This window comes from Cetobacterium sp. 2G large, assembly GCF_014250655.1.
Taxonomy (GTDB): Bacteria; Fusobacteriota; Fusobacteriia; order Fusobacteriales; family Fusobacteriaceae; genus Cetobacterium_A; species Cetobacterium_A somerae.
Map to the genome: position 1 here is coordinate 966,620 of NZ_JACHTH010000005.1, position 18,761 is coordinate 985,380.

21 protein-coding genes and 1 riboswitch are annotated in these 18,761 nt (G+C 28.4%); of the genes, 14 read left to right on the top strand and 7 right to left on the bottom strand.

Translation table 11 applies throughout. From position 1 onward, the window contains the following. Positions 1-81 precede the first annotated feature (81 nt). Complete coding sequence (locus H5J23_RS07480) at positions 82-411, bottom strand: helix-turn-helix domain-containing protein (RefSeq protein WP_185891603.1); 330 nt, start codon at positions 409-411, stop codon at positions 82-84. Continuing rightward, positions 392-1,024 (bottom strand): recombinase family protein, encoded by a 633-nt coding sequence (locus H5J23_RS07485; protein ID WP_185891605.1) that lies wholly within the window; start codon positions 1,022-1,024, stop codon positions 392-394. Before H5J23_RS07485 ends, H5J23_RS07480 begins: the two co-directional genes overlap by 20 nt. 170 nt (positions 1,025-1,194) lie before the next feature. Between H5J23_RS07485 and H5J23_RS07490 the strand changes: the two genes are divergently transcribed. The 10 genes from H5J23_RS07490 (at position 1,195) to H5J23_RS07535 (ending at position 12,377) form a co-directional block, all read left to right on the top strand. Continuing rightward, entirely contained in the window at positions 1,195-1,914 is a 720-nt protein-coding gene (locus tag H5J23_RS07490; protein WP_185891607.1) for a hypothetical protein, read from the top strand. 53 nt (positions 1,915-1,967) lie between these two features. Then, positions 1,968-2,549 (top strand): hypothetical protein, encoded by a 582-nt coding sequence (locus H5J23_RS07495; protein ID WP_185891609.1) that lies wholly within the window; start codon positions 1,968-1,970, stop codon positions 2,547-2,549. Positions 2,550-2,632: 83 nt separating this feature from the next. After that, positions 2,633-3,172: a hypothetical protein gene (locus tag H5J23_RS07500; protein WP_185891610.1), complete on the top strand. Its 540-nt coding sequence runs from the start codon at positions 2,633-2,635 to the stop codon at positions 3,170-3,172. 28 nt (positions 3,173-3,200) lie between these two features. Further along, positions 3,201-3,926: a FixG Ig-like domain-containing protein gene (locus H5J23_RS07505; protein WP_185891612.1), complete on the top strand. Its 726-nt coding sequence runs from the start codon at positions 3,201-3,203 to the stop codon at positions 3,924-3,926. A 34-nt stretch (positions 3,927-3,960) separates the two neighbouring features. Further along, positions 3,961-6,591 (top strand): hypothetical protein, encoded by a 2,631-nt coding sequence (locus tag H5J23_RS07510; RefSeq protein WP_185891614.1) that lies wholly within the window; start codon positions 3,961-3,963, stop codon positions 6,589-6,591. Continuing rightward, positions 6,588-7,145 carry a hypothetical protein gene (locus H5J23_RS07515; RefSeq protein ID WP_185891616.1) on the top strand — a complete coding sequence of 186 codons (558 nt, stop codon included), beginning with the start codon at positions 6,588-6,590 and terminating at the stop codon, positions 7,143-7,145. Before H5J23_RS07510 ends, H5J23_RS07515 begins: the two co-directional genes overlap by 4 nt. After that, positions 7,146-7,727 (top strand): hypothetical protein, encoded by a 582-nt coding sequence (locus H5J23_RS07520; RefSeq protein ID WP_185891618.1) that lies wholly within the window; start codon positions 7,146-7,148, stop codon positions 7,725-7,727. It abuts the gene before it with no gap. Positions 7,728-7,729: 2 nt separating this feature from the next. Next, the gene (locus H5J23_RS07525; RefSeq protein ID WP_185891620.1) at positions 7,730-8,044 is read left to right on the top strand and encodes a LysM domain-containing protein; all 315 of its coding nucleotides are present in this window, start codon (positions 7,730-7,732) and stop codon (positions 8,042-8,044) included. Continuing rightward, positions 8,037-11,822 (top strand): hypothetical protein, encoded by a 3,786-nt coding sequence (locus H5J23_RS07530; protein ID WP_185891622.1) that lies wholly within the window; start codon positions 8,037-8,039, stop codon positions 11,820-11,822. The genes H5J23_RS07525 and H5J23_RS07530 overlap by 8 nt, the downstream gene beginning before the upstream one ends. Positions 11,823-11,840: 18 nt before the next feature. Continuing rightward, entirely contained in the window at positions 11,841-12,377 is a 537-nt protein-coding gene (locus H5J23_RS07535; RefSeq protein WP_185891624.1) for a toxin-antitoxin system YwqK family antitoxin, read from the top strand. Positions 12,378-12,613: 236 nt separating this feature from the next. Continuing rightward, positions 12,614-12,689: riboswitch (cyclic di-GMP riboswitch) on the bottom strand. 118 nt (positions 12,690-12,807) lie between these two features. On the opposite strand, the gene H5J23_RS07540 is transcribed toward H5J23_RS07535, so the two are convergent. Both H5J23_RS07540 and H5J23_RS07545 read right to left on the bottom strand, forming a co-directional pair. After that, on the bottom strand, positions 12,808-12,963 hold the full coding sequence (locus H5J23_RS07540) for a hypothetical protein (protein ID WP_185891625.1): 156 nt from the start codon (positions 12,961-12,963) through the stop codon (positions 12,808-12,810). Between the two features lie 4 nt (positions 12,964-12,967). Then, positions 12,968-13,279, bottom strand: a complete 312-nt coding sequence (locus H5J23_RS07545; protein WP_185891627.1) for a hypothetical protein — start codon at positions 13,277-13,279, stop codon at positions 12,968-12,970. 212 nt (positions 13,280-13,491) lie between these two features. Here H5J23_RS07545 and H5J23_RS07550 point away from each other — a divergent pair, with 212 nt between their 5' ends. From H5J23_RS07550 to H5J23_RS07560, 3 genes are read left to right on the top strand one after another with little or no spacing between them, the layout of a single operon-like run. After that, positions 13,492-13,686: a hypothetical protein gene (locus H5J23_RS07550; RefSeq protein WP_185891629.1), complete on the top strand. Its 195-nt coding sequence runs from the start codon at positions 13,492-13,494 to the stop codon at positions 13,684-13,686. A gap of 3 nt (positions 13,687-13,689) precedes the next feature. After that, positions 13,690-14,004 carry a hypothetical protein gene (locus H5J23_RS07555; protein ID WP_185891631.1) on the top strand — a complete coding sequence of 105 codons (315 nt, stop codon included), beginning with the start codon at positions 13,690-13,692 and terminating at the stop codon, positions 14,002-14,004. Next, positions 14,001-14,900: a hypothetical protein gene (locus H5J23_RS07560; RefSeq protein ID WP_185891632.1), complete on the top strand. Its 900-nt coding sequence runs from the start codon at positions 14,001-14,003 to the stop codon at positions 14,898-14,900. The genes H5J23_RS07555 and H5J23_RS07560 overlap by 4 nt, the downstream gene beginning before the upstream one ends. A 36-nt stretch (positions 14,901-14,936) precedes the next feature. On the opposite strand, the gene H5J23_RS07565 is transcribed toward H5J23_RS07560, so the two are convergent. Continuing rightward, the gene (locus H5J23_RS07565) at positions 14,937-15,536 is read right to left on the bottom strand and encodes a sigma-70 family RNA polymerase sigma factor (RefSeq protein ID WP_185891634.1); all 600 of its coding nucleotides are present in this window, start codon (positions 15,534-15,536) and stop codon (positions 14,937-14,939) included. 237 nt (positions 15,537-15,773) lie between these two features. Between H5J23_RS07565 and H5J23_RS07570 the strand changes: the two genes are divergently transcribed. After that, positions 15,774-16,610: a mechanosensitive ion channel family protein gene (locus H5J23_RS07570; RefSeq protein ID WP_185891636.1), complete on the top strand. Its 837-nt coding sequence runs from the start codon at positions 15,774-15,776 to the stop codon at positions 16,608-16,610. Positions 16,611-16,645: 35 nt separating this feature from the next. Here the strand turns inward: H5J23_RS07570 and H5J23_RS07575 are convergent, their stop codons facing one another. Both H5J23_RS07575 and H5J23_RS07580 read right to left on the bottom strand, forming a co-directional pair. Further along, positions 16,646-17,239 carry a PBECR4 domain-containing protein gene (locus H5J23_RS07575; RefSeq protein WP_185891638.1) on the bottom strand — a complete coding sequence of 198 codons (594 nt, stop codon included), beginning with the start codon at positions 17,237-17,239 and terminating at the stop codon, positions 16,646-16,648. 255 nt (positions 17,240-17,494) lie between these two features. Then, positions 17,495-18,742, bottom strand: a complete 1,248-nt coding sequence (locus H5J23_RS07580) for a TolC family protein (RefSeq protein WP_185891640.1) — start codon at positions 18,740-18,742, stop codon at positions 17,495-17,497. Positions 18,743-18,761 lie beyond the last annotated feature (19 nt).

Sequence of the window (18,761 nt, forward strand, 5' to 3'; positions counted from 1 at the left end):
TTTTGTTCCTTTTATTTTTATTTAATGTGCACTTTATATCTTATCATTTTATACACTATCAGTCTACTTGTTTATACAACTTTAAAATTTTTTTTGGATGCTTGCTTTTAACATGGCACATAATCCTTTTAAATAGGCATTTTCCATTCTTAAAAACTTTAGTTCATCATCTTTATCATCAAAAAGAAACTCTCCATCAACTAATCTTTTCTCTTTAGGATTTCCTCTAGTTTCAAACTTAAAAGCTTCTATACCTTGTTCTTTATAACGCTTTACCCAATTATGAACCTGTGTTTTTGATTTTATTCCAAACTCATCACTTACTTCTTGGATACTCATATCTCCTTCTAAATATTTTTTTACCACTTCTAATTTAAAATCACTTGTATATCTATTGTTTACTCTTGTCATAAGCACTTTCCCCTTTTATATATTTACGTTTATAATTATAATAAGTCTGTTTACAAATTCCTAATTTTTTTTGTAAATCAATTGGCTTTCCATCATATTGAATCATCTCTTTATAATGATACAAAAATTTTTTTTTCGATATTTTCTCTTTTCTACCAAATTTTACACCAAACTCTAAAGCTTTATCTCTTCCCTCTTTAGTTCGTACTATTATTTTATTTCGCTCTTGCTCTGATATCTCTAAAACCATAGCTAAAAGAGTTGTTGCCATTATCTCCATAAACCCCTTATTTCTTTTTATCTCCTCTATTATAAAATCTTTTAAATAAGGCATATCTAAAGCTATTATCTCTACATTATTTTCTATTAACTCTTTTATTAGCATAGTTGTTTGTTTTCTGTTACGCCCCAATCTATCAATCTCTTTAATAACTAAAGTGTCTCCAGAAGTAAGAACAGTTTTTAGACTCTTTAAACCATCTCTTTCTAAAGTTTTTCCTGTTATCTTATCAACAAAGATATTTTCCCTTTCTACTCCATAATTCAATAGCGCATCTATTTGCCTCTTTAAGTTCTGATGTTTCGTACTAACTCTGCAATATCCATAAACCATTTAAATTTTGCCTCCTATTTATTAAAGTCTTAAAGAGTCCAAAATATTAAGATATTTTAGACCCTAATTTGCACACAATTTTTTTAGCATTTAAAACATTTTTTTAACAAAATCAACACTTCAATAAAAAATATTATCGAAAATAAAATTAAATAAATAGGGGGAATAACATGGGATTAAAAAATTTTTTATCTATCTTTTTTCTAATAACTAACTTTCTTTTTGCCTTACAAATTGGACCACCAATGTTTGAGCAAAGAATTGATGGTTCAGGAGGATACAAAGAGTTTACATTAAAAAATTCTAGTAAAACGACTCTTAGATATAAACTTACAATTTTACCTAGTTCTGGAAAATATATGGATATGAGCAAATGGACAGAGGTATCACCTAAAATTGTAACAATAAAACCTGGAAAAATTGGAAAGTTCAAAGTTTTTGCCAATGCTCCAAAAGATGTTCCTGAAGGAGAGTACGCGTACACTCTTAGTTTAAAAACTATGGATTTACCAAAACTTCCTGGAGAAACAAGTGTTGTACAGGCAGGTGCCAAATTAAATTTTGATTTTCATTTAGAGTTTATTGGATATGCAGGTGAGTTAAAGCCTGAAATAGAGTTAATTAATCCAAGAGTTGATATAAATAAAGACGGCAATGTGGTTCTCAATGGAACTATTGTAAATAAAACAAAAAAAAGAGGTATCTATTGTGGCATAACTGTTATTAGTGGAAATAGAACTATTTTAAGTACAGATTTAAGAGTTCCTGTTAATGGAAAAAAAGATTTTTCATATGTCTTTAACAAAGATATAAAAAAATCTGATGTTGATGGTCTTACAATTAGAAACATGGAAGACAATAAAGAACTTTTAAAAATAAAAATCAAGTAGCTATTAAAAAGGGGGACCCTTTTTGATATATAAATTAATCAGGAGGTAACAAAATGAAAAAATTATTATTCGGTTTATTAGCATTATCTTTATCAGCAGCTACTTTTGCTGCTAATCCAGGAACACCTACAGAAGCTTCTATGGTTGTTGAAGCAAAATTAACAATTTTACCTGCGACAGATGATTTAGTTATTGAAGAGCAAAGTGAGAGTGGAGTTTGGGGATTAGTTACAGGAACTTCTTTATTTGATCACGGAACTGTTATGGCTAGTACTACAGATGATGTAGTAATCCCTAACCCTGTTCTTGCTAGAAACTATAGAGTTAGAAGAGGAAATGATGGGAAATTAGATGGAACAGCGCTAACTCCACCAGCTTCATATACAAATATTGATATAGCAATGGGTACAACAGCAGCAACAGCAGCTGGAGCAATTGTTACAGGTACATTATCAGATTTAGATAATACTAATACATTTACACACGAATTTGTTTTAAGAGCAGAACCTACATTAACAACTGATTCTGTAGCACATCCTTTTGAAATAACTTCTAAAGTTGCATCAGTTATTCCTGCTAACCAAGATCCTGGTGTTTACACTAGAACTGAAACTGTTACTGTTGCTTTAAACTAACAATCTAATTTAGTTAAATTTGAGGAGAATTCTCATTCTCCTCTTTTTTAAAAAAATTAGTTAAATAAAAGCGGGGTGAATATATGAAGTTGATTTCAATTTTATTATTTAGTATTTTATCTTTTATCTCTTTTAGTGCCAATGAAGCCAATATAGGTGTTCCTGCAAAACTTATGATACATCCTCAAAACGACAATCTTGTCATAGAGTTTAGAACAGATGCTGGTCACTGGCAACCTGTATCTTCAAATATAGAATTTAATCATGGAACTATAGTTTCTGGCCAAAAATGGGCGCCTAACCCTAGCATCACAAAATTTTTTAGAGTTAGACGTACCAATGATTCTATTTTAGCTAACATAGCACCTAATAAAGGTAACTTATCCATTGGGATTGAGCCTATTAATCCAACAGGAATATATCCAGGAAATTTAGAGTATAATTCAAACACAATCCCCCATACTTTTAGAATAAATTCTACAGATACTGATGTAAGTGGCAACGTGTCTGAGGTTGATTTCACTATTGAATCTGCTGTAAACAATATTAGTTCTACTCAAACACCTGGCTTTTACACAAGAGAAGCCACTGTAAAGGTTTTTCTTAATTTGGCTATTGACTAAAATAATAAAAATAAAGGGGGATTTTTTTATGTTCAAAAATATATTTCTATTCTTTTTCACACTATCATTAAACCTTCTTGCTTATATAAATATCTATCCAATAACCTTTGATAAACCTATTGATGGAAACGGTAGTAAAGAGGAGTTTATCCTTTATAACAAAACTAAAAATCCTATTAGATACTCCATTTCTTTAAATGATACAGGAATAAAAAACAGCATGAAAGAGTGGGTTGAATATTACCCCAAAAATATTACTGTAAAACCTGGAAAAAGTGAGAAAATAAAAGTTTTTATTAAAGCTCCAAAATATGCTCAAAAAGGTGAATACTTAACAACTTTAGAGATTAAAGAAAATCTTGTTCCAAGTTTAGAGAAAACACCACCTAAAAATGGTGTTCAAATACTAACTCATTTGAAAATGGATATTGCTGGTTTTATAGGAGATATTAAACCTAAATTTAAAATAAACAACTTCTCAATAACTCCTTCAAATAAAAATTTAAATGTTAAAGGAAGCATTGAAAATATTGGTGAAAGAAGAGGGAAGGTTGATATTATCTTAACTAATGGGAGTAAACGTGACGAATACCTTTTAGGCAGCATTAGAGTTTTAAAAAATGAAAAAATTGATCTTTCTAAGCTATCTCATGAGTTGGAAAATAAAGCTCAGGAAAAAAAAATAAAATCTTATAAAAAGCTCATAATTAGAGAACAGGGTAGTAATAGAAATATTACTGAAATTCTTTTATAGCTACTGATTCTATAGTATGGAGGTGTATCAATCTATGTTAAAAAAGGCAATAGTTTATCTTTTACTTTCAACTTTAGCTTTCTCAGCTGAATATACAATGGATGAACTAAATAAGTTAAAAGAACTAAATTTCATCTCTGATGAAGAGTATGAAATCTTCAAAAATGAGCTACTAGGAATAGAAGCTGGAGAAGCTATGTACTCTCTTAGTGTCAACAATCTTAGAGTAAGCCAGATATACCCTGTTTTAAAAGAAAATAATAAAACATACTTTCCAATTATTAATCTTTTTAACACCATAGGATTTGCAAATTATAGTGTTTTAAGTAATGTTTTAACTTTTAACCTTGGAACTAATGAAGAGGAGATTACAATTAATAGCAATAATAAAACTATCTCTGGTCTTAAAGATGAAAATAAAATTAAATTTACCAATGACGATATCATTGCTACTGATAGTGATTTCTTTGTTGAAAGTGAGCTTTTTAAGAAAATACTATTAAAATCTTTTACCATTGACTCCGAAAACTATAAGGTGGCAATGGCTTTATCATTTGAAACACCTGATGAAATAAAAATGTATCTTAAAAATATAGAGGATGGTTTAATTGATGCTCAAAATGCTGGAGAAATAATGTTTACAAGTAAACGATCACTTTTCGAACTTGGAAACCTTGGAATAAATATAGAGGGATATACAGAAAGAACAGAGACTGATAGCAAATTTAATACCGATTGGAGTGCAAGTTTAGAGTATCAAGGTGGACTTCTTTATGGAGAACTTACAACTAACTACGATATTAGAAACAATGAACTTGGAGATGCAGCTCTTTACTATCCTGATATTTGGAAAGATCACTCTTTTGAAGTTAAAAATAGTCGTGGTAGTGGTTCTTCAAGAGAGTGGGAAGTTAGTTTTAGAAAAGAAAAAGGATATTTCAAAGTTGGTAGAAACTTTATTATTCGAGAAAATGTACCAATCGGCAGTAAAGTTGAACTTTTATATTTAGGATTTCCTATTGAAATAAAAGAGGCTGATAATGGTATTATAGAATTTAGTAATAGTGAAATCCAAGAGGATAGACAATATACTCTTAGAGTCCATACTCCAGATGGAAAAATATATAACATTGATGTTAATACAACAAGTGACTATAACCAACAGAAAAAAGGTGAGATTGAGTACGATATCACCGTTAGAGAAAATGATGAACATAAAAAATATGAGACACGTGCTAATGTTTACTATGGTATTACAAGTAGCTTTACAACAGGAGTTAATTATTCACGTACAATTGAAACAGAGAATGAAAAAACTGGATATCTTGATAGTGTAAGAGGAGAAGGTGTTTATACTAACGCTTTATTTAATTTCCCATATACACTTGTTTTAGGTGGAGAAAAAGCTTTAAGTACTTATAAAAGTACTGAAGGTGATAGTAATAAAGATAGATATGGTTACGATTATAAAGGACAAATTGATATTAAAGACTTTAGATTTATAGCACATCAAAAACATTTTGGAAAATATTTTGATGAGGAAAAGGTTTCTGAGTACTCTATTGTTTATAACCCAAGAGGAGCTTTCCAAATTAATTATGATTGGGGAAAAACAAAATATTATGATGGTAGTAAAAATAGCGATGAGAGTGTTGGATTTAATGCTAGTAAAGCGTTTAAAAATCTTTTAGTTACAGTTGATTACAGTAAATCTTTAAATAGTCAAGATACATATGGCTTAAACCTTTATTATAATGGACTTAAAAATTATAATGTTCAAATGTCTAATAGTTGGAGTGAACGTAGTGGGGATTATGAAGCTACAATATCCCTTAGTAACAAGAATATATTTGATATATTTGATTATACAATTGAAGTTTCCTATTCAGAAAGAGATAAAGAAAAAGTTACCTTTAGTGTTAGTTTAGATTATGATAACTGGTTTACATCTGATATTAACATCAATGGAAAAAATCAAAGATATTCAGCAGGAATAGATAAAGTTGTTGATTTAAGAGATATTAGAAGACCAATTGAAACATTAGATAGTTCTAGAGTAAAAATAACAACATACTTAGATGAAAACAATAATGGTATTAGAGATAACAACGAGAAAGCTGTTGATAATGTTATTATAAAATTAAGAGAAGACGAACAGACTACTGATGAAGATGGTATTGCTTGGTTCCATGGAATTCCAAATGATGTTATCTATCAAATGACTCCAACAGTTATAAAACCTAACTATACCATGGGGGATCATAAAATGAAAGTTCTTGGAAGACAAGTTGGAACAATAGAAGCTGAAATACCAGTTAAACCAATGCTTAATCTAACTGGAGTTTTAGCATTTGATGATGCATTAAAACTTTCCCAAAAACAGAAAGAGGGAATTTTAGAAAATACTCTTATTAAAATTATCGATTCAAAAGGAAAGCTTGTTGAATATATAAATCCTGAAACAAATGGAAGTTTTGAAATCAATGGATTGTTCAGCGAAAAGTATACTGTTGAAATTTTATATATGGGGACAGATTATGATATACAAGGAACAGCTAAAAATGTTCAATTAGCTTATAATAAAAATGATAATAGAGTTGTTATTCAATATAAAAATGGAAAATTTAGTTTTAGCAATAGTAACAAAGAGGAGGGGATTTTATGAAAATAGCAATTTTGCTACTAACTCTTTTTTTATCTTTAAATTGTTTTAGTGCTCCAAAAGCTAGAAATATAGAACAATCAAAAGAGGAAGATATAGTTCCTCCTCTAGAAATACCAATGATACCTCTTATTCCAGCAGCTCCGAACACAGATACAACAACTGATGAAAATAATAATATAACAGAGTGGGAATTAGAAAAAACTTCAACTTTCTTTCTCGATACAAAAGTTAATGTTATTGTTCCTTTAGAGATTATATCTGATGTTGAAATTAAAGCTCTTGTTATAGATGATCAAAAAGTTGTTGTTCCATTTGAACTTGAAATGAATAAAGAGCCTGATAAAAAGGATTTTTATAAACTTAACTATAGTGAAACAGAGATTGATATTGATCAAGATGGGGCTATTGATACTAAAATATTTTCTCCTAGATTTATCAATCAAAAAGTTGTAAAAGACAACTATTTACATATTGATGGAGCTAATATCTCTAAAGAAGGAGTTCATAGAAAAAGAGTTTACGTCACTGTTGAATTAAAAGAGGAGGTGAGATAGATGAAAAAAATATTTTTACTATTTTCAATAATCTCATCTTTAGTATTTGGTGAGATAAAAATAAAAATAGTTGAACCATTAAAATTCAGAGATATAAATAGTACTGAAATAGGTCCAAATCAAGTTTTAGCTACTTCACAAATTGAAATTTTTACTGATAATAAAGATGAAGATATAGGTAAAAGAGTTGTTTTTAAATATCCTGATTATATATTAATGACAAATAGAAAAAAATGGATAAAGATAAATAAAATTGGAATGGAAATAAAAGAGCAAGAGATCATACTTGAAAGAGAGAGAGTTCCTATCATTTTCTATGCTGTATTAGATAAAAGAGAACTTGATAAAGGAGAAACTATTGAAACTATTGAAGGAGAGTATTTTGGTAAGTTTCCAATAGTTTTCTCTGTCTATAAAAGAAAAGAGAATTTTCCTGTAACTCTTCCTGAATTAGCACCTGAAGATGTTCCTACAATACTTCCAATTTTCCCTGATGAAGAGGAAAATAAACCTACTATTTTACCTATATTTCCAGATAAACCTGCAACAAAACCTATGTTACCTAATAGTAAGGAGGTGTAGTTATGATTAAATTATATTTATCAATTTTTTTAATTATATATTTATCCTTACTAGCTAACAATAGCAAACTTGAATATGATATTAAATACTCTGACAATAATTTTATTTTTATAAATATATCTAAATCTCAAACTCCTAACTTAAAAATAACATATCATATCGTAAATCCTGGGGATGAACTAGAGGATATCTCTTTAAAATACAAGATTGAACTAGAAACTCTCGAATCAATTAATAAAATAAGCCGTTTTGATAGATTAAAATCAGGAACCGTAATATATTTAACAGGAGATAAAAAGGGGGAAAAGAATGAATAAAAAAAGAAAAATCAATATATTTATCTTAGCAATTTTTTTTATAATTTCATCAATTATTTCAGCTCATTTTTCTCCTGAAAAGGAGATAAAAACTATACAAACACTACCTCGTAAGCCACAAGCTAATTTAGATATTGAGGTTACCAAAGTAAAAAGTCAAGAGATTACAGGGCAGATAGATGAAAAAAGTAAAGTTATTACAGTTGATTTTAGCGAGCTTTTAAATAGTCGAAAAAATAAAATGAATATTGATAAATCACAATATGAAATCTATCCAATTGAAAACTTAGAAAATTTACAATATCCAAAATCAAAATTTATGCGTAGTAATCTTAATCAAAATAAATTCCAAGTTACAAAATCTGATACAAGCATTAATATAAATTATGAGGAAAAACCTGAGAAACTTTATCTTGCAGTATTTAATCAAAATACATCTAATGTAGAAAAAGTTTTCAAACTAAATTTAGAAAAATATATATTACCAAGAGTATCAATAGGTAAGACATATACACTTACTAATCCTATTTTTATACGTTCTGGAAATACAAGTGTTAACGTTGAAGGTATAAGCAATACTCAAGGTATATATATATTTGGTTTAACTGCCACAGGAACTTTTTATGCTCAAGGTACATCTAGTTATGGATATTCTGTTGATAGTCCATTTCAAATTAACGGGCCACAAGGGCTCTCTCTTTTTGCTGGAACTCCAGGTTCAAGTGATAGCCAACCTGTTAGTAGTACTCTTAATGCTTCTTCTGGTGGACAAAGTAGTACTGTTTTCATATATTACCCCACTAGCGCTGGAACTAGAGATTGGAATAGATTTGCAATCTATAATAATAACACTAGTGGACTTAACTCTGGAAATACTCGAACTAATACATCTTTACTTAGATATTTAAATGGGGATAGCAGTACTATTGTTCGATTTGTTGTTTTTGGAGCTTGGGGACAATCAACCTATCGTGCTGGTTTTGAAATTTTAAAATGGGACTTAAATGCTACAACTTTTAACTTTAGGAATATATATACACATGATATAACATGGACGATAAATTTACCTGCCTTAGATGTTAAAGGATATTATGATAATACTAATGCAACTATTCAATCTAGCGGTAGTACTATTACTAAAAATGGAACTTTTTTAGACTTTAGAGGTGGCATTTTACTTGGAACTGTAAAGTTAAGAGATGGTAGTGTAGTTCCAAATTTAGCAACTGACCCTCATGGTGGAGTTAGATTTGTTGGTAATGCCAATGTCACTTTAAGTAATGGTACTAAAACTATGAATGGAACTATCTATACTACCCCAGTTGGAACTGACCCTACTGGAGTAAATTCTAATCCTTATTTTTCAGGAACTGGAGCTAGATCAGCCCTAAACGTTTATTTCAAACTGAATAATACTACAAATCTTGAAACTGGTTTAGCTTACGCATCTTCAAATAATCGATTATTAAAACTAGAAGTTGTTAATAAACCAAGCTTTCTTACAGAACTTATAACTAATTTGAATTTAACTATAAATAGAATTGATAAAGCTGCCACAATTACACTAAAAAATCCTGTTCCTAAGAGAAATGGAACAACTAGTGGTTATTATAATTTAACTGGTGCAACTAGTCCTAGTGGAATGAGTACAAATCAGAGTACTCTGTCTTGGACAGGATCTCCAATCTCCACAGATTATGGATACTCCCTTTATAACTTTACACATAAAGTGGTTGTAAGATTTACTGATGGAGCTAATATAGGAAGAGTTGTATTTGATACTGATGTTAATGGAAAGATTACAGGAACAACGAAATATCAAACTGTTTCTGTTGGTGGAAATACATATACTATTGGAGATTTTGGAGATGGAAAATTCTCTTTAGGAATGGATCAATGGAATTTTGCTAATAAAACTGGTATTAAAATAGATATTTTACACTATGATAATTCATATACTAATCCTGCTAGTGCAACTGATAATCAAGCTTTCGCTAAAGATACTTTCACCTTGAATATTGAGACTTTAACCCCTGAAACTTATTATAAAGTTGATGGCAGTGATTCTAATTTAATTGTAAAAAATGGTAGTAGAACTTTAAATATTCCTAAAGTATCTAATCCATCTATTTTAATTGGAAAGGTTCAATTAAAAAATGATGATAAAACTATTACTATTGATACTAATACAACTCCCACTAACCCTAATGGAATAACCTTTGCAACTACAGGACAAACACTAACATTTTCCAATGGAACAAACACCGTTACAGGAACTGTTTCAATAGATAACTCACCATCTAATGATACCACTGGTCGAAATCTTTATTTAAACCTTACTTCAGGGGTTATCTTTTCTGGTGCTAACTACACATTAAGTAATGCAACGTTAATAAAGTTAGGTATTAAATCCACTACTAACAATCCTACAAATCCTAGTGATATTTACTATAATCTTATAAATAACTTAACATTAGTTCCAGGAGGATTAACTTTTGATAAAAGTAGTAGCTTTACCTTTAGAAATCCTATTCCCAAAGGACTTTCTAATGGAACAGGTTCATATATTTTAAATGGTGCAACAAATCCTACTGGAATTAGCACTAATCAAAATACTTTAGTATGGGCAACTAATAATGCTCCCACTTCAGGAATGACTCTTTCTCCTATTACTCATAAAATTGGTGTTTGGATTACTGATAGTGGTAATACACAAAAGGTCAGCTTTACAACTGATGCTACTGGTAAATTAAGTGGAACTAAAACAGGAACAATATCTATTGGAGGAAATACATATATTTTTGGTGACTTTAATAGTGATGGAAACTTCTCTTTAGGACTTCAAAATTGGAATTTTACTAATAAGTCTGGAATAATAGTTAAAATTTTGCATTTTGATAATACTCTAGACCCATTAACTGCTTCAGAAGCTCAAGCTTTTGGTCGAGATCAATTTACCATGAATATTGATGTCTTAAATCCTGAAATTTATTATAAAGTTGACCCTAATGACTCTGAATTAATAGTTAAAGATGGGGTTCAAAACTTAAAAATTCCTAGAAGCGGAGAAGGAAAAATCTCTTTAGGAAAAGTTAAAGTTAAAAATAGTTCTGAAGTAGATAAAGGTCTTTTAACTAACTTTACGTTTTACCAAACAGGAGAAATTTTAACATTTATAGGAACAGATTCAACAACTATTAGTGGAACAATAGAGCTTAGTCCAGAAGGTGCTGATGAAACAGGACGAGAGTTAATTTTAAATATAACTAATGGAACTCCTACTCCTGGAATAACATATACAGCTACTCCTATTTTAATAAAATTAGGAACAAATGATAGTGGTGGAATCTACTACAACTTAAGAAATACTCTCAATTTAGAGCTTAATGATTCTTTTGTTGCTGATTACAGTGTTGATGATCTTGATTTTGGAGCTGCTATTGCTAATAACAAAGCTTATAACGAAGCAAAGACAACACTAAATCTAACTTTAGCTGATGATATTGTTAATCCAACTTTATCCTATGCTATAAAAACATCTCCTACAACTACAAATAACTATTATACTAATTTTAAACTTCATCCAAATGGTGTAGAAATATCTGATGATTTTGTAACTACTGATATTTGGTTAGGGAATGAAGTTAAAGATAATAATAATTTACAAAAAAGATCTATTGATATAAATGGAAAAATTAACGATATCTCCAATGCACAAATAGGAACTAGTACTAAACTTTATCAAAATATAGTTGAAATAGAGATAAAGCTACAATAAATTATAAAAGGAGAGTTTATGTTTTTTAGAAATTTACTTATGATTTTATTTGGTTTTCTTTTAGTTATAAGTTGTAATAAGACTATTGAATCTTCTGATTTAGTTTATAATCAAACTGATGGTCTTTTTTATGAAAAAGATTCAACAAAACCTTTTACAGGAACTCTTATAAAAAGAGATGAAAAAACAAATAAAATTATAACAGAGTGGAATTATGAAAATGGAAAGAATAATGGTATCTGTAAAAATTTTTATGAAGATGGAACTAAAAAATTTTATGGAGAATTTAAAAATGGTATTCCAAATGGAGTAATTAAAGAGTATAATAATAATGGTAGATTACACATTGAAGAAAACTTTAAAAATGGTGTTTTAGACGGAGAAAAAAAAGAGTTTTATGAAAATGGTCAGTTAAAAACTGTTGAAAATTATAAAGATGATTTTCTCCATGGAAAACGAGAGACATACACAGAAGATGGAGTTCTTAAAATAATTGAAAACTATTATTTTGATGAATTAACTTCTTCTAATTTTTTTCCTAATAAAATGAATTAAAATATTGAAATTTTATTAAAAATTTGTTATTCTATTTATTAAAGTCAAAAAAGTGTTCTTTTTAACAAAAGAGTCCAAAATGTTTTAATATTTTGGACTCTTTTGTTAAAAATTTTATTTTCTTGATAGTTTTATTCCACTAAGAAATATTTTTTCCTTTTTTAATTCATAATTTTTTTAATAATTTTATTTTTTCAAAAAAAAATTGCACCTATCCCTTAAATAAAAAAAGAAATGAGTGCAACTGGCTGCCATTTTACAAGCCCTATAGCTTTGCGTCCTGCAGTTTCCCACAGTTTGCCGTATTTAGTTTTCTTAATGGAATTTTATTATAACTAATTTTTTTTATTTTTTCAACTAGAAATTTTTTTATTTTTTTTCAAAAATTTCCATATATAAAAACCCTAGATTTCTCTAGGGTTTTTGTATATTAGTTGATATTTATCTGTGAGTGAGAAGTGACTTGGGGGATAGCCATCTTTTCAACTTTCACACCTATATTTCTTAAAACAAGGGTATTATTTCCTGTTACTAACACTCCAATCAACGTCATAACAGTATATATTATTTTTAAAGTTTTCATCATAGGCCTACGCCTCTGGTGCATTTTCCATAAAGTAGTTAAATGCCATTAATTCCGCTTTTTCAATCTCTATTCTGTCTAAGGAATTTTGTCCTGTCTTTATCTCTTTCTCAATTTGATCTCTCCACTCTGAATATGATCCATATGGATTTCCTGCTGGCAATGGCTCTCCATCATTTTGTAACTGCTCAATATGAGAAAGTGTTGCCTTATCATCTGCCAGTTCCTTTAAATAACTTACTTCTCTTTCAATACTTTTCTCTGTTTTTGCTATAACTCCTTCTAATGCTATCTTTGCTCCTGCTACTGTCATACTCATTAACTACCTCCTTCAAATCTTTTATTTTTTTCACGTTCTCTCGAGATACTTTAATCATACCACAATAAAAAAAATTTAAAATAGATTTTGTCCGTCTGAGAACTTGAAAGAAGTTTTGTCCGTTTGAGAATCAATCTTTTTTTACTACTTGACAAAATGTTTTAAAATAGTTTATTTTATACGTAATCAAATTAAATTAGGGAGGTAGTTTTATGTATTTAATTGAAAAAATACATCTTTTAAACAAAGTTAATTCTACATTGGAGGTTGCTAATTTTTTTAACAAATCAATTAAAACTATTTGGCGTTATAAAAAAGCTGGGTTTTTAATAGCTGATGGATCTAAAAATAAACTTCTTTTTTCAAAAAAAACTATTGAAAATTTTATCATAATGAGGGGGTTATAATTTATGATAAATAGAGAGGAAATTTTTCAAAAGACACTTTCTAAAGATTTACATCTTTTTTTAAATATGAGTGATAAAGATCTTGAAAACTATTTTTTCAATTTTTTAAAAAAATATCATGGGGAGTTTGATTTTAGAAAACCTCTTTGTAAAACAACTAAAATAAAAGCATATTTTATTGATTCTGCTATTGAACGTGGAAAAATAACAGTTCAATCTTATAATAACGATAATAGACATGAAATCTTTTGTACAAAAGAGTTTTCTATTTTACTCGCTGATTTTTATAAAAGAAAACTAAGGAGTGGAAAATTATGAGTGATTTTATATTAAAAAGAAATCTCTCTGACAATTTCACTCAAATTTCAAATGAGTTTTTACATGATAATTCCATCTCTATATTAGCTAGAGGAATTGGCACATTTTTACTTTCTAAACCTAATAACTGGGTCATAAATCAGGAAAATATCTGTAAAGAACTAGAGATTGGGCGAGATAAGTTAAAAAAGATATTTAACGAACTTATTATTCATGGGTATATGCATAGATGTCGTTACATTACTTTTGCTAAAAAAAATGAACAGTCAGTATTTTATTATATCTCTGACTCTAAAGAACATCTTTATAAAGAAGTTGTCTCTCGAGATATAAAAAATACTGATTCTATATCTAATCAAAATACGTTGTCACCTTTTACTGAAAATCCGTTACCGAATTCTTCGTATAAGAAAAATCCTACTGACAATATAATTAATATTAATAATAATTTATCTTTTAAAAATAAAGATATTAATAAAAAAGAGAATAATAATATTGACCCTCTACTTTTGGACTTCCTGAATATTCATCTTGATGAAGTTACTAAAAATAACGTTTTAAAAATATCACCTCATATAACTTTAGAAGATTTTAAAACTATTTTTGAAAAATGCAAAACAGAGTATAAATTAGGTTATTCTAAAAATCTTAACTCCACTCTTATTTTAGCACTAAAAAAAGAGTGGAGATTTCAAACTTCTGAAAAAATCGAACGAGATAAAAGAGTCTTTAACTCCAAAATTAGATATTTTAAAGATCTTTATTTAGAAACTAGAGAGTCTCATGAAGAAATTATAAATAAATTTCGAAATGATTGTATAAAATCCTATACTAAGGATATAATTGATGAGTACGAAGCTGTTTTAAAAAAAGAACTAGAATCACTAATAATTTGAAATAATAAGATTAAAGAGATTAGCATCTTAATCTCTTTAATCTATATTTTCTAAATAACTTTTTAAATATGACTTTACTTTTCTTTTTATTCTTTGAATTGTATTATCAACTCGCTTTGGTGATTCATTTAATATTTTAGATATCTCTAAATAATTATACTGCTGACAAAAATAATAAAAAATTCGCTTTTCTAATTTGGTTAAATTTTTATTTAAATGCTCTTGTAGTAATCTTGCTAACTCCTTTCCCAATAGAATATCTTCTGGAGATGAGTATTCAAAGGAAGGGATGCTTTTACAAATTTCAAATTCATCAGTTGGATTCTCCTTATTTTGTATTGCTGTATGAATAACTTTATGTTTCTCTAAATTTTGACGTCGTATAGCTGTTATCATCTGTCTTTTTATACATAGTGTTGCAAAAGTACTAAAGCTAGCTTCCTTATTTTCATCATAATTTTTAATAGCTTTTATAAGACCTATAAATCCCTCTTGAACTAAATCATTTCTATCTCCACCTTTTAAAAAAAATGGTTGAGTGCTTTTATAAACTCTTTGTTCAAAACTCTTTAATATCCTTTCAATTGATTCTTCATCTCCTTGTTGAGCTAAAAATATTTCATCTTTTTCATCCATATCTTTTTCTCCTTTTTTATATATTTTTTCTCTTAAAGTATTAATTACCATTTTTTTATTTTTTTCCTTTTGAAACGTCTTGTTTTTGTCGTTTTATTTTTAATATAGTACAATAAACGTTTTTTATTTGATGGATTAAAGAACACTTTTTATTATATTTCCAAATTTTCTTTGACTTATAGTAATAAATCCTCTATAATTTACTCTGTAATTTATATTTTAGGAGGACTTTTATTAATGGAACAAACATTATCAACTTTTATTAATGAATTTACTGCTGCTCTTGCAAAATCAGCACCTATTTTCATTAAAAAACTAATCTTTTTAGCTATCCTTTGGGTAACTTATAGACCTGTTCAAGGGTTTATTATGAAAGCTTTTAATAAGTTTTTATCACTTAAAAAACTTGATGAGCTTTTAATACACTTTTTACAGTCATTTTTAAATATTTTAATAATTATCTTTTATGCTTTAAATGTTATTCAAATACTTGGTATTGAAATGACATCTATATTAGCGCTTCTTGGATCTATTGGTATCGGTATTGGACTTGCCTTAAAGGGAAGTTTATCTGATCTTGCTGGTGGTATGCAGATTCTTGCTTCTAGATATTTCACTAAAGGTGATTATATAATTACTTGTAGCGTTGAAGGAACTGTTCAAAGAATCACTTTCCTTTATACTGTTTTACACACTGTAGACAACAAATTTGTTGTTGTTCCTAATGGTAAACTTTCTGGAGAGGTTATTGTTAACGCTGGAGCTAATGCTGAAAGAAGAGTAGATTGTGTTTTTTCTGTTTCTTATGACACATCTATTGATCAAGTTAAAGAACTATTAACAGATATAGCTAAAAATCATGCTCTAATTCTTCAAGATAAAGATATCTTTGTTAGACTTAGTAAGCACAACTCAAGCTCTTTAGACTTCACAATGAGAGTTTGGGCTAAGAAAGAGCACTATTGGGATGTTTTCTTTGATCTACAAGAGCTTGTTAAAAAGAGATTTGATCAAGAGGGAATTGAGATTCCATACAACAAACTTGATGTTTATTGTAAAACAACAGGTGAATAATAATATTTTAATAAAAAAGAAGGTCAATCTCCTTATTAAGGAATTTGATCTTCTTTTTTTAATGTTTTTATTTTTATATGCTTTTGTTTACTCTTTTGAAATTTATCTGTTCTATCTACCATAAATGATACAGGACAACAAATAATCTTATTATCTTTAGAATTTATTTCTCTTATTGCTAAAAAAACAATAACTTTAATCTCTTCAGAATAAATAAAAAAATCTGCATCTACTTTGGTAGGAATACACTTAGTGGGATCAAATTTTATCAGAGTTTTAGATGTATCTAAAATTGTTTGTAAGGTTGGAAAATAAGTTAGTCTATCTGCAGTTACATTAAAAACAGTATTATCCGTTTCTTTTAGTAGTTGAGCAGTAATTGTTTCTTCAAAAATTCCAATTAGAATCTCTTCTGCTTTATCTATAGATGCTACTTTTTTAAACTTATGTAGACCTAGCAAATGTGGAAAATTATTTTTTTCAAATTTTATTTCTAAAACTTCACCAGTTTCTAAAGTATAAATATATCTATAAGGACATATATAATCTCTATAAAATGAGTAAAATAATTTTAAATTTATCTTATTTTTACTAACTTTTTTTGTGGTGTTAAGAAATTGCTCAGGCATTTAGTCTCCTTATATACAAAAAGCCTGTTAAAAAACAGGCTTTAAAAGTTGTATTATATTTTTGTTATTTTTACAGTGGAATACTTTTCAGTTGTTATTCCTCAACATAAACGTAGTATATTCAAAGCCCCTACGTGGGTACCAACCCTGTAACAAGTTAGCTCTATCTCCTTAAACTCAGATAGTCGAGATATATTAATAATATACAATATTTTTATAAAAAAATCAACTAAATTACAGAATTTAATTATTTTTTTATATTAATAGCGATCTATATCTCTCTAAAGAGTTATATAGTGTTAGTCTTATATTGTCATATTTTACTCGAGTTGTTGTTAAAACCTCTTGAGAGATAAGAAAATCTAAAATAGATATCATCCCTTTTTGAAACTTGATTTTATCTCTATTGTAGTTTTCCTCAGCTTCTTCTAAAGCTTTAAAGTAAACTCTTTCTAATTTAGTTAATTTCACCATATCTAAATAAGCTGATCTCACATTTATTCTAATATCATTTTGAACCAATCTCTCTTGAGATTTTGATTTTTCTACGCCTATATGAGCAGCTTCATAGTTGTCATAATCCTTACCAAATTGAAATATGTTCCAGTTTACAATTACTCCACCACCCCAAGAGTTCTCAGTTCTGTGGTCCTCAGTTACATACTCTTTTCCTACAAACCCTTTTACATGAGGTAGCATCTCAGATTTTGCTAGCATCTTTTCAATATCAGCTTCACTTATATTTAACTTAGCAAAGTTTGCTGCTATTCCAGATGTTAAAGCTTGATTTAAATCACTATCATAATCTATATTTTTCAATATATTTCCATCTATATAGAAGTTTTCCACATCTATACTTTCAGAGGTCGAAATATTCAACTTTTGTTTTAATGTTAAAAGCCCAATCTCTATCTGGTTATGAACCTCTAAAATAGATGTTTCCATATCTAAAAGTTGATATTCAGCTTTTAAAAGATCAGCTTTTGTTGTTTTCCCAATCTTCTCCTTCTCTTTTTCATATTTCAAAGCTTCATCTAGCTGCTCTTTTGAAATACTATAAGCCTCTAAACTATTTTTAGCTGAAAGTATCCCTGTATATATAGATATCACTTCTAATCTTGTATCTCTTATGTTTTGTAAAAGAGCTAAGGCTGCTCTTCTCTCATCTACTTTAGCTTTTTTTATCTTTGCTGTTATAGCTCCCCCTTGAAATATAGGTTGAGATATACCTATGAAATTAACATATCCACTTTTAGCTGTTTGTATAGGTGTATTCTCTAAAAATGCACCATCTGTTTTTAAATAACCACCTACATAAAAAAGATTTGGCAGTGCTGTTTTAAATGCAGAGTTTAACTCCTTTTCAGAGATATTTAGATTTTTAGTAGAGATATTTACCTCCTCTCCCTGTTTTATAGCTAAATCTATAGCTTTATCTATTGTTATAACTTTAGCAAATAAAGAGAGTGTAACTGTAAACATCATTAATATTTTTAACTTCATTTTGCTCTTCCTCCTGCTA